We start from the raw sequence: 12,360 nt of genomic DNA, 5'->3' as shown, positions 1-12,360 counted from the left end.
GTATGACGCACCAAGTTCGTTGCAGATTGGCTTTTTTGGATTTTTTAGGATAGATTCACCCTGATTTTTGATAAGAAATTGATATGACTAACATTTTTCGCCCCTTTGATACAGACAGCAGTTTAGGCTGTCGCTGTGGTCGCCATCATAGCCAACAGGCTTGCGATATGGCAACACCAGACACACGCTTTGGCGATGCCAGCCAAATCGAGCAAGCCTCGACCGATTTTGTCGAAGCTGCCGCCATCAAGGCATTATTTCCACACGAGCCAACTCGAAGAGCTTTTTTGGCAAGCGTTGGCAAAAGCACTGCCATGGCAGCGATTGGGAGTATCTTACCGCTTGGCTTGCTACAAGAAGCGGCAGCGATGGACAAACTTGCCCCTGAGAAAAAAGACTTAACCATTGGTTTTATTCCCATCATCTGCTCCACCCCACTCATCATGGCAGACCCACTGGGCTACTATGCCGAACAAGGCATCAATGCCAAATTGGTCAAGCGAGCAGGCTGGGCATTGGTCAGAGACCAAGTGATGAGTCGCCAACTGGACGCATCGCACTTTTTGGCACCCATGCCTTTGGCGATGACTTTGGGTCTAGGTTCTGCCAAACAAGATACCCAAGTTGCCTGTATCCAAAACATCAACGGACAAGCATTGGTGATGGCATTAAAACACAAAGACAATCGCAACCCTGCCAACTGGCGTGGCATGACTTTTGCCATTCCCTTTGAGCATTCGATGCACAACTATTTGTTGCGTTATTTTTTGGCAGAGCATGGACTTGACCCTGATAAAGATGTCAAACTTCGCCTAACCACGCCGCCTGACATGATTGCCAACTTACGAGCAGGCAATATTGATGGATTTTTTGGCCCTGAACCATTCAATCAACGAGCCGTTTGGGATAAAGCAGGCTACATTCACACACTAAGTCGTGACATCTGGAATGGACACCCTTGTTGTTCATTTGGGACTTCTGCTGCGTTTATTCGCCAAAATCCGAACAGCTTTTTGGCAATGTATCGTGCCATTCTCAAAGCCAATGTGATGGCAAATAATCCTGAAATGAAAAAACAGTTTTCAAAGATTCTATCACCTGCCAACTACCTAAACCAGCCAGAACTGGTGATTCGCCAAAGTCTGACGGGTAGATTTGCTGATGGCATTGGTAAGGTACAAGATGTGCCAGACCGTACAGGTTTTGATGCGATGCCGTGGCATTCTTTGGCGATTTGGATGATGACTCAAATGAAACGCTGGGGCTACCTCAAAGGCAATGTGAATTATCAAACGCTTGCCAATCAAGTATTCATGCTTACCGATGCCAAAAAACAAATGGCGAATATGGGCTATACTTTTGCCAACGAAAAATCCATCACCGTGATGGGTAAGCGATTTGACCCCAGTCGCCCTGACGACTACCTAAACAGCTTTAAAATCAAACGCTAAGAGATGATGATGAACAAACTTTCTGGACAAATGAAGGCTTACCTGCTAAGTCTATTGATTGTCGTTGGCGTGATTGGCGTCTGGCACATGGCAACACAACCAACCAAAATCACTGCACCAACCGATGCCATTGCCTTAGAATACGAAGTGCTGATGGGCAATATCCCCGAAGGTACGCCTGCTGGGGCGATTTTAAGCAGCCAAGAAAGCGACTTTCCAAGTCCGCTGAGTTTTGCCAAAACCAGCTTTGCCCATCTATCCGATCCATTTTATGACAAAGGACTCAATGATAAGGGCATCGGCATTCAGCTTGCCTATTCCATCAGTCGAGTGTTGGCGGGCTTTTTATTGGCGATGCTGGTTGCCATTCCCTTAGGTTACTTATTAGGTATATCGCCGATTGCCAATAAAGCCATTTCTCCGTTTGTACAACTACTCAAACCCATCTCGCCACTTGCGTGGATGCCGATTGCGTTGTACACCATCAAAGATGCCAACCTATCAGCGGTCTTTGTGATTTTTATTTGCTCGATTTGGCCCATGCTGACCAACACAGCATTTGGCGTATCTTCGGTTCGCCGTGAATGGCTCAATGTCGCCAAAACACTAGAAGTACCACCTCTGACCAAAGCCACCAAAATCGTCCTGCCAGCCGCCGCACCAACCATCGTTACAGGCATGCGTATCTCAATGGGCATTGCATGGCTGGTGATTGTGGCTGCTGAAATGCTTGTTGGCGGTACAGGTATTGGCTATTTTGTGTGGAATCAATGGAATAATCTATCTTTGGGCAATGTGATTTTTGCCGTACTGATGATTGGCGTGGTTGGCATGATTTTGGACTTAATTTTTGCCAAATTACAAAAGAAAGTCAGCTATACTGAATGAGAATACACGATGACAGAAACTCTAATTAGCGTACAAAATCTTGCCAAAAGTTTTCAACATGGCGGTCAAAATGTTTTTGAAAACATCAATTTTGACATCAAAAAGAACGAATTTATTTGCCTCATCGGTCATTCTGGCTGTGGCAAATCGACCATCTTAAACTGTCTGGCAGGACTTGACACACCCACACAAGGACAAATGTTGATGGACAATACACCCATCACAGGTCCCAGTCTTGATAGAGGTGTGGTATTTCAAAGTCACGCCCTACTGCCTTGGCTGTCGGTCAAAGACAATATTGGCTTTGCCATCGATGCCAGATTTGGCAAATTGCCCACAGCAGAAAAAAACGAAAAAATCCGCCATTATCTGTCTTTGGTCGGACTAGAATCTGCGATGGACAAGATGCCTTCACAGCTTTCTGGCGGCATGAAACAGCGTGTTGGTATCGCTCGTGCTTTTGCCACCGAACCTAAGATGCTGCTGATGGACGAGCCGTTTGGGGCATTGGACGCATTGACTCGTGGCATCATTCAAGATGAGCTGGTCAATATCGTCGAAAAAACCCAACAAACCGTCTTTATGATTACCCACGACATTGATGAAGCCATTTTGCTGGCTGACCGTATTTTTTTGATGAGCAATGGTCCAAGAGCGGTGCTGGCTGAAATCGTGGTGAACACCATCGAACACCCCAGAAGCCGAGAAGAGCTGCACCACAGCCAAGATTATTATCGCATTCGCAATCATTTGCTGGACTTTTTGGTGCATCGCAGTAAAAAACTACAAGCAGAAGATGACAGACCTACCACACCCAAAGTGGTCTATCCTGCTCGTGATAACTGGGATTTACTCTAATCTTTATCCAAGCCAAACCGTGCCACCCCTAGCACGGTTTTTTATTCAGCTTTTTGTCAAACTTCAACCACAACACCCATGTATGGCAAACTTAGACGATGTTGAAAATTTAACAACCCTTAGGCAGGATAATCAACGAGCAAAAAAATCCATTCATTCATCAACCAATGAGTATAAAAAATTAACAATTTGCCCGATTGTCTTATGCTATACTGATTCATAAAAATGCCATGATGCATTTTTTAAGAATTTTATGGTAAGCAATTTAACGATTTGGAATTGTTTACCGCTTTGGTTTTTTTGACATTGGTTTGGATACTAAGGAACTTAAATTATGTGCGGTATCGTTGGTGCAATTCGTACTCATCACAATGTGGTTGATTTTTTGACAGATGGTCTAAAACGCCTAGAATATCGTGGCTATGACTCATCAGGCATCGCTGTGCAGACAGATGAAGGCATTCGTCGTGTGCGTCGTGTCGGGCGTGTTGCCTTGATGGAAGAAGCTGCCAAAAACAAGCAAATCTATGGTCTGACTGGCATTGGTCATACTCGCTGGGCGACACACGGTGGTGTTACCGAGCCAAACGCCCACCCACACATCTCGGCAGGACTCATCTCTGTGGTGCATAACGGCATCATCGAAAACTTCGAAGCAGAACGCCGTCGTCTAGAAGCTTTGGGTTATGAATTTGAATCACAAACCGATACCGAAGTCATCGCTCACAGCGTCCATCACGAATATGTTAATAACAATGGCGATTTGTATCGTGCGGTACAGACTGCCTGTTCTCGTTTTCATGGTGCATACGCCATCGCCGTGATTGCCAATGATAAGCCAAACCAAATGGTCGTGGCTCGCATGGGCTGTCCTTTGTTGGTTGCATTTGGTGACGAAGAAGTGTTCATCGCCTCTGATGTTTCAGCCGTCATCGCTTTTACTCGCAAAGTTTCTTATCTAGAAGATGGCGATGTTGCCTTGCTAAGTGCCAACGGCATCGAACAACTGCTTGACAAAGATGGCAATCAAGCCAATCGTTTGGTCAAAACTTCTGAGCTGTCTTTGGCATCACTTGAACTAGGTCCTTATAGCCACTTCATGCAAAAAGAAATCTACGAACAACCACGAGCCGTCTCAGACACAGCAGAGATTTTCTTGGACGGTGGTTTTGTGCCAGAGAATTTTGGCAGCCAAGCAAGTGATATTTTTAGCACCATCAATAGCATCAAAATCCTAGCCTGTGGCACTTCCTACTATGCTGCCTTGACAGGCAAATACTGGTTAGAATCCATCGCCAAAATCCGCTGTGATGTCGAGATTGCCAGCGAATATCGCTATCGTGATGTCATCGCAGACCCTAACGAGCTTATCATTACCATCAGCCAATCAGGCGAAACCCTAGACACGATGGAAGCCCTAAAATACGCCATCGCACAAGGTCATCAATACAGCTTATCCATCTGTAATGTGATGGAATCTGCCCTACCTCGCAACAGCACGCTTGCCATCTACACTCGTGCAGGAGCAGAGATTGGTGTCGCCTCAACCAAAGCATTCACCACCCAGCTGGTCATCTTGTTCGGCTTGGCGGTGACTTTGGGTCTGGTGCGTGGTCATGTTGATGATGCCAAAGCAGAAAGCTACAAAGATGATTTACGTCAACTGCCTGGTCATATCCAACACGCTCTCAACCTAGAACCACAACTGTCTGCTTGGGCACAAAAATTTGCTGGCAAACCAAGCACGCTGTTCTTGGGTCGTGGCATTCATTATCCGATTGCCTTAGAAGGTGCTTTAAAACTCAAAGAACTGACCTACATTCATGCAGAGGCTTATCCTGCTGGCGAACTAAAACACGGTCCTTTGGCGTTGGTCGATGAAAATATGCCCATCGTGGTCATCTCGCCTAATGACGGTCTGCTAGACAAGGTCAAAGCCAATATGCAAGAAGTCTCGGCTCGTGGTGGAGAATTGTTCGTACTATCAGACTTGGACAGCGATTTTCATGCTGCTGATGGTATTCATGTGATTCGCACACCTCGTCATGTGGGTATCTTATCGCCAATCGTACATACCATTGGTGTTCAGCTACTATCTTACCATGTGGCGTTGGTGCGTGGCACCGATGTGGACAAACCACGAAATCTTGCCAAATCGGTTACGGTAGAATAATTAAATTACTCGCAAAACCAGTTTTTCGTTCGCCCCAAGTTTGCCTTTGGGCGGCGGAAAACCGTCATGGTTTGACATGGTTTAACTTAGCTTGCCACAAACGGTTTTCTTTGATTAAAAGTTTTGCAAAAAAATCCGCTCAATTTGGGCGGATTTTTTCTTGATTGACCATCTTTGCCATCAAGATAAGCAATAAAAAGCCCGTTGATGACAACAGGCTTTTATCAAGAAAAACATTATTGTTTTTTTGCTCCATACGCACCACTGATGGTGCCGTTAGCATTTTTATAAGTACCGCCAAGCTCGGCAGCGTTATTGCCATAAAAATAACCATTGGTCGTAATGCCATTTTTGGTGCCAGAAAAACCATTGTTCTTAATCGTGCCAGCCAGTTCAACTTTGTTGGCACTGTTGATTTGACCTGTTAAGGTTTTGGCACCAAAATCGACACTAAAATTGGCGGTCGAAGTGCTGATGGCGTGGCTTTTGCCATCGGCACTGGTGCTGACATTGACTGCATTACCTGTGTAATTTGCTTTGCCTGATTGAGGCATTGTGGTGGTCACATTACCTTGTGAGAACAGATGAGGCGTGCCATTAGTACCTTCTTTTAGATAGCCGTAATAAGAGTGAATTAAGTTTCTGCCGTTATTACCCGAACCAACACGCACCATGTTGTTGGCACGCAAATCGATGCTACCCACCGAAAATCCTGCTGGGATAAAATCAATAGCCTGACCGTTAATCACAATGCTCTCAATGTTTTTGGTGGCACTGATGGCAGTATTATTGCCTGCTTTATGATTTTTGATGGCGATGATATTACCTTGAATGCCCGTTTTGGCGGTGTTGGTAGTATTACTGGCAGTATTGCTAGCACCATTGTTGGCATTGGTATTGTTCGTGTTGGTGTTGTTGGCTGAATTATTCACAACAGGCGTGGCCGCATTATCTACGGAATGATGACCGCCACCGCCACAGGCAGTTAGGCTCATTGCAGCAGTGGTCAGACCCAAAACAAGTAAAGTGCGTTTCATAAAAAATCCTTTTGTCAAAAAAGCTAAATACCAAATATAGGCGATACTTTTTGGTCATGCTAAGAACATGACTTTCAGACTATATAATCCACCTTCAAACCATAATACAGAAAAAATAACTAAACAGGGAAAATTCTTTTGTAAAAGTTACAAAAATTTACCAAATAGCAATCAACAAGACACAAATAAAAAATGATGCACTAAGATATTGGCTGGCAAATAGGCACAACCTCCTACTTGCCAGCCTTGTTTTAGGACGATTGATTTAATGCCGTATGCAATAACGCACCAAAACTACCCATCGCCTTTGGTTGCTCTGTTTTTGGCTTATGGCTTGGTTTGGCTTTTGGCTTGGCTTTGCGGTCGGTTTTTTCTGGATTTGCCTTTGGTTTATCCGATTTCATACTAAGCCCAATGCGGCGGCGAGCCTCATCAACGACAATCACTCGCACCTTGACAATATCCTGTGGTTTGACCACGCTGGCAGGATTGTCCACAAAATCATCGGACAACTCTGAAATATGCACCAAGCCATCTTGATGCACCCCAATGTCCACAAAACAGCCAAAGGCGGTTACATTCGTCACCACACCTTCTAGCACCATGCCAATCTGCAAATCCTTGATGTCATTGACATCGTCACGGAAAGTTGCTGTCTTAAACTCGCCTCGTGGGTCGTGTGCTGGCTTGGCAAGCTCAGACAACACGACCGATAATTGGCTAAAATCATTGTTGCTATCGTTAAGTGACTTAGCAAGCGTTTCATTGCCCAAAACTTCGCCCAAGGTCTTGTCATGCTTGGTCAAAATCTCATAAACCAAGCCATAGCTTTCAGGGTGTACACCAGTGGCATCAAGCGGTTCATTACCATCTTTGATACGCAAAAAACCTGCCGATTGCTCAAAGGTCTTCACGCCAAGTCTTGGTACTTTTTTCAGCTCTTCACGGTTTTTGAATGCACCATTAGCACGGCGATATTCCACGATTTGTTGGGCGACATTTTTGTTCAAGCCAGAAATATGAGCCAAAATCGCAGGGCTGGCGGTATTGACATCGACACCCACCGCATTGACGCAATCTTCGGTCACTTTATCAAGACTTGCTTCAAGCTCTGCCTGATTCACATCGTGCTGATATTGACCCACGCCAATGGCTTTTGGCTCAACCTTGACCAGCTCAGACAATGGGTCTTGCAATCGTCTGGCAATAGAAACCGCACCACGCAGCGACACATCAAGTTCGCCAAGCTCGGCAGAGGCAAGCTCGCTGGCAGAATACACCGACGCTCCTGCCTCACTGATAACCAGTGCTGTGGCGGATAGTTGATGCTGCTTGATGATGTCCTTGATAAAAATTTCACTTTCTCGGCTGGCAGTACCATTACCGATGGCAACCAGCTCAACCTGATAATCCTGAATCATCTTGGCGATGATGAGCTTGGCTTTTTCGGCATTCTCTTGGCTGCTGGCAAAAGGATAAACGGTTTGGGTTGCCAGTACATCGCCTGTGCTGTCAATGATGGCCATTTTGACGCCATTTTTGTAGCCAGGGTCGACACCCAAAATGACCTTACGCCCCGCTGGTGCAACCATCAATAAATGTTTTAGATTTTCCGCAAACACAGCAATGGCGTCCGTCTCTGCCGTGATGCGTCTTTCGGTCAAAAGACGATGTTCAATCTGTGTACGCCATTTGGTTGTCCAAAGTTTTTTGGCACAGTCTGCCAAAAATGCCCCATTATCAGCACGACTATCCACGCCAAAATGACGCACAATCTGCTCAATAAATGGCTCATCTTCGCCATCGACATGCAGCACCAGTACATTTTGCTGGCGACCTCTGAGCATGGCAAGCAGACGATGATTGGATAATTTGGCAAATGGCTCACTATGCTCAAAATAATCTTTGAACTTCTCGCCAACTTCTCGCTTTTCTTCGCCAATCAGCTCTGAACGAATGCTGGCAGTCTTATTAAAGCCTGTACGCACCACATCAAGCAAGTCCAGTGCCGTTGCCCATTCATCTAGGATAATCGCCTGTACGCCAGCCAACTGCTTATCAAAGTCGCCAAAATCTGCCTCAAAGGTTTCGCCCGACTCATCGGTCAAAGTCTGAGGTGCAACAAAATCCGCCAACGCCACGCTTGGTGCTACCCCTGACAAAATCTGTTTGGCAGGCACGCCCAATCCAGCCAAAGTCGCTTTGGCGGCAACCGAACGGCGACGAGGGCGATACGGCTGATAAATCTCTTCAAGCTCCAATTTACTCATGGCTTGATTGACCCGATTTTGTAGCTCATCGGTCAAGGCGTTTTGAGCCTTTAATAGCTCAATGATTTTTAGGCGGCGAGTCGCCAGCTCTCGTGCGGACACCAATGATTTTTCAAGCTGACGCAATGTCTCATCGTCCAGACCGCCTGTCACTTCCTTGCGATAACGAGCGATGAACGGCACACTTGCCCCCTCATCGAACAACTGGGCAAATGCCGACACTTGGGCGGGTCTGATGTGATGCTCGCTGGCAAGTTGTGCATAGATGGCATCTTGGTCAATGGACGGCAAAGTTTCTACATTTTGGGTCATGATGGTATCTTATGTTACGCCAAATTGGCAGGAAAATGCACTTATTATAACAACTTTGCCAACAAAACGCCAAAAAACGATGACGGCTTTGACCAATCAATACTCGGTTAAGTAAATTAACACAAAAACAGTTACATTTTATGGTGTAATGTTGTACACTTAGCATCATCAATCTGACGATAAATGACCAAAAATAAGGACACACTTATGACCGATACCATTGATGCAATGACCCATCGTATTTTGGTTGTGGACGATGACGCACGCCTGCGTGCCTTGCTACAACGCTTCTTAGAAGACGATGGCTATGTGGTGCGTGTGGCACACGACGGTAAACAAATGGATAAACTCATCGCACGAGAGATGTTTTCTTTGATTGTGCTGGATTTGATGTTGCCTGACGAAGATGGTATCGCCATCTGCAAACGACTGCGTGCTGAAAACAGTAGCATTCCCATCATCATGCTGACCGCCAAAGGTTCAGACAGTGACCGCATTGCGGGTCTTGATGCTGGGGCTGATGACTATCTGCCCAAACCTTTCAACCCAAAAGAACTACTGGCTCGCATCAAAGCGGTGTTGCGTCGCCACAATCGTGAACTGCCTGGTGCTCCAAGCCAGCAGATTGAAGTGGTGCAATTTGGACCTTGGATTTTGGATTTATCGACTCGCACGCTCAAACGAGATGGCGATGTAGTCACTTTGACCACAGGCGAATTTAGCGTCCTAAAAGCCTTAGTCCAACACCCAAGAGAGCCTTTGACTCGTGATAAGCTGATGAATCTGGCTCGTGGTCGTGAATGGGGGGCAATGGAGCGTTCCATCGATGTGCAAGTCTCTCGCCTGCGTCGCTTGATTGAGGATAATCCTTCACAAGCTCGCTACATTCAGACTGTCTGGGGCGTGGGCTATGTGTTTGTTCCAGATGGGGCTGCTTGATTTGGTGTATGCCAAACCTTTATAATGGGGCAAATTTTTGTCCCATTTTTATCTATGCAGTACACACCATCGCCCATCATTGCCACGCCCACCACTTTGGTGATTGGATTTTTGGGAGCAGGCAAAACCACTTTCATCAATCAACTCATCGCCCAAAAAAATCCTGATGACACTTGGGCATTACTCATCAATGAATTTGGCAAAATCGGCATTGATGGCAGTCTGATTGATGGCAATAACCTTGCCATCAAGGAAGTCAGCGGTGGTTGTATCTGTTGCACCAGCCAGCTCCCCTTGCAGGTTGCTTTGGTGCGTTTATTATCCGACCACAGACCCAGCCAGCTCATCATTGAGCCAACAGGATTATCACACCCTGATGAGCTAAGCAGTCAGCTAAGTCAGTCGCATTGGCAAAATAGCCTTAGCATCAATGCCATCATTTGCGTACTAAATCTTGCCCAATGGCAACAAGAAAAGTACCGCACGCACGAAGGTTACATTGCCCACATCAAACATGCTGACATCATCGTCTATCACGGCACGACAGATGATACATCGCTATTATATCAATGGGTAGCAAACATCAACCCAAAAGCGATGCTCTTTGACCAAAAACAACTTTCCCATCAAGATTATACCAAGATGCTCAGCATGCCACGACAGACTCATCATACTGTGCATAAGGTCAGCCTGGCACCGCTCAATCCAGTCTCCAATCCCATCGATACAGCAGATGATGTCACGCCTCCCTATCGCTATCACGATATTTTGGGCGAATATCAAGTGGGTGGGTGGCTGTTGCCTGCTGATTGGCAATTTATCAGCTATCCGCTACAAAAATGGCTGCTCAATCTACCAGACTATTTACGCATCAAGGCGGTCATTCACACCGATGACGGCTGGGTTTCTTTGAACATCACCCCAGAAAGCATCAACATCAGCGATGCCAGCCCCCAAGATGCCAGCAAACTAGAATTGATTTTATCAACACATCAAAACGACGTCATTTGGCAGCAATGGGACGATGAACTGATGGCATTATGCCAAACAAAAGCCCCCTGATTGATGGGGGCTTTTGGGCATGCTTGATTTGACAAAAAGCTGGCACGCTTAATCATCGGTTTTTTCTTCAATTTTTGGTGGTAAGCGAGTCACTAATAATTGGTCAATCTTATAATGGTCGATGTCCACCACCTCAAATTTATAACCCTCATGCTCCACAAAGTCTGCCAAGCGAGGAATTTTACGCAGTCGATACATGATAAAACCCGCCAAAGTCTCATAATGCTCCCAGTCGGCAAATTCATCAATATCCAGTGCGTGCTTAACATCATCAATCGGGGTTAAGCCGTCAATGAACCAAGAATTTTCATCACGGCGAATGATTTGTTGGTCCTCAGGTTCAGCAGATGCCCAATCGCCCATCACAGTCATCATGATGTCTGATAGCGTAATCACACCCACCACTAAGGCGTATTCATTGATGACCACCGCCAGTTTTTCGTTACTGGCACGAAACTTATCCAAAAGCTCTGACAAAGTCAGCGTGTCAGGAATAATCAGCACATTACGAATGGTGGACTCATTAAGCTGAAAAAACGACTGCTGATTCATGATTCGCACCAAAATATCTTTGGTATCGACATAGCCAATGACTTGGTCAATGGTTTCGTTACACACCAAAAACTTCGAATACGGATAGTCAGCAATCTTTTGGCGAATCGACTCCTCTGACTCGCCCAGCGTAAAATACACCACATCATCACGCACCGTCATCGATGATGGTACGGTACGCTCTTCTAGTTCAAAGACATTTTCGATGAAATGTTGTTCTTGTTGTAACACCACGCCAGCTTCCGCCCCTGCGTCCACAATGGCAGAAATATCATCAAAAGTAATGTTATCATCTCGGGTGGTGTTGATTTTAAAGATGCGAAAAGTGAGATTGGCGATGGCATTGATGACCCAAGCCAGTGGCTTAACCAACATGATTGTCCACAGTATCGGATTGATGACCGCCAAGGCCACTTTTTCAGGGTTAATCATCGCAATGCGTTTGGGAATCAAATCTGCATACAAAATAAACAGCAAAGTCACCACGATAAAAGACGCAAAAAATGCGATGCTGTCCAAATACTGCCCTGAATAAAACACACCAATCCACTCGGCAAAATAAGGACGCAACGCACTTTCGCCCACCGAACCACCCAAGATGGCAACGGCATTTAGACCGATTTGCGAAGTGGCAAAAAAATCAGCAGAGTTTTCTTGTAATTGCAGCACTTTGTCGGCTCGTTCATCGCCAGATTCTGCCAAAAGTTTGAGCTTGATTTTGCGAGCCCCAGCCAGAGCAATTTCTGAAATGGAAAAAAAACTCGATGTCAAAATCAATGCCAAAATGATTAACAAGTGTTGAAATAAGCTCACAGGAA

General features: G+C 45.7%; 9 protein-coding genes. 6 read left to right on the top strand and 3 right to left on the bottom strand.

What is annotated here, in order from left to right; genetic code table 11:
• Nucleotides 1–83: 83 nt before the first annotated feature.
• The 4 genes from LU297_RS05310 (at nucleotide 84) to glmS (ending at nucleotide 5,370) form a co-directional block, all read left to right on the top strand.
• Nucleotides 84–1,451, top strand: coding sequence for a CmpA/NrtA family ABC transporter substrate-binding protein (locus LU297_RS05310; protein WP_263075524.1), 1,368 nt, complete (start codon nucleotides 84–86; stop codon nucleotides 1,449–1,451).
• Between the two features lie 9 nt (nucleotides 1,452–1,460).
• Complete coding sequence (locus tag LU297_RS05305) at nucleotides 1,461–2,339, top strand: ABC transporter permease (protein WP_263075523.1); 879 nt, start codon at nucleotides 1,461–1,463, stop codon at nucleotides 2,337–2,339.
• 9 nt (nucleotides 2,340–2,348) lie between these two features.
• Entirely contained in the window at nucleotides 2,349–3,197 is an 849-nt protein-coding gene (locus tag LU297_RS05300; RefSeq protein WP_263075522.1) for an ABC transporter ATP-binding protein, read from the top strand.
• 334 nt (nucleotides 3,198–3,531) lie between these two features.
• Nucleotides 3,532–5,370, top strand: coding sequence for a glutamine--fructose-6-phosphate transaminase (isomerizing) (gene glmS, locus LU297_RS05295; RefSeq protein ID WP_263075521.1), 1,839 nt, complete (start codon nucleotides 3,532–3,534; stop codon nucleotides 5,368–5,370).
• A gap of 236 nt (nucleotides 5,371–5,606) precedes the next feature.
• Here glmS and LU297_RS05290 read toward each other — a convergent pair whose 3' ends face one another.
• Both LU297_RS05290 and LU297_RS05285 read right to left on the bottom strand, forming a co-directional pair.
• Nucleotides 5,607–6,407 carry a transferrin-binding protein-like solute binding protein gene (locus LU297_RS05290; RefSeq protein WP_263075519.1) on the bottom strand — a complete coding sequence of 267 codons (801 nt, stop codon included), beginning with the start codon at nucleotides 6,405–6,407 and terminating at the stop codon, nucleotides 5,607–5,609.
• Nucleotides 6,408–6,658: 251 nt separating this feature from the next.
• Nucleotides 6,659–8,992, bottom strand: coding sequence for a helix-hairpin-helix domain-containing protein (locus LU297_RS05285; protein ID WP_432806283.1), 2,334 nt, complete (start codon nucleotides 8,990–8,992; stop codon nucleotides 6,659–6,661).
• Nucleotides 8,993–9,196: 204 nt separating this feature from the next.
• Here LU297_RS05285 and ompR point away from each other — a divergent pair, with 204 nt between their 5' ends.
• Together ompR and LU297_RS05275 are read left to right on the top strand one after the other, a co-directional pair.
• Complete coding sequence (ompR, locus tag LU297_RS05280) at nucleotides 9,197–9,928, top strand: osmolarity response regulator transcription factor OmpR (RefSeq protein ID WP_263075517.1); 732 nt, start codon at nucleotides 9,197–9,199, stop codon at nucleotides 9,926–9,928.
• A gap of 54 nt (nucleotides 9,929–9,982) precedes the next feature.
• Complete coding sequence (locus LU297_RS05275; RefSeq protein WP_263075516.1) at nucleotides 9,983–10,990, top strand: CobW family GTP-binding protein; 1,008 nt, start codon at nucleotides 9,983–9,985, stop codon at nucleotides 10,988–10,990.
• 48 nt (nucleotides 10,991–11,038) lie between these two features.
• On the opposite strand, the gene paeA is transcribed toward LU297_RS05275, so the two are convergent.
• A complete protein-coding gene (paeA, locus tag LU297_RS05270) occupies nucleotides 11,039–12,355 on the bottom strand; it encodes a polyamine export protein PaeA (RefSeq protein ID WP_263075515.1) in 1,317 nt (438 codons plus the stop codon).
• Between the last annotated feature and the right edge of the window lie 5 nt (nucleotides 12,356–12,360).

Source organism: Moraxella nasicaprae, from assembly GCF_025643275.1.
Classification (GTDB): domain Bacteria; phylum Pseudomonadota; class Gammaproteobacteria; order Pseudomonadales; family Moraxellaceae; genus Moraxella; species Moraxella nasicaprae.
The sequence above is the reverse complement of the archived record's forward strand: the minus strand, read 5'-3'. Positions and strand labels throughout refer to the sequence as shown.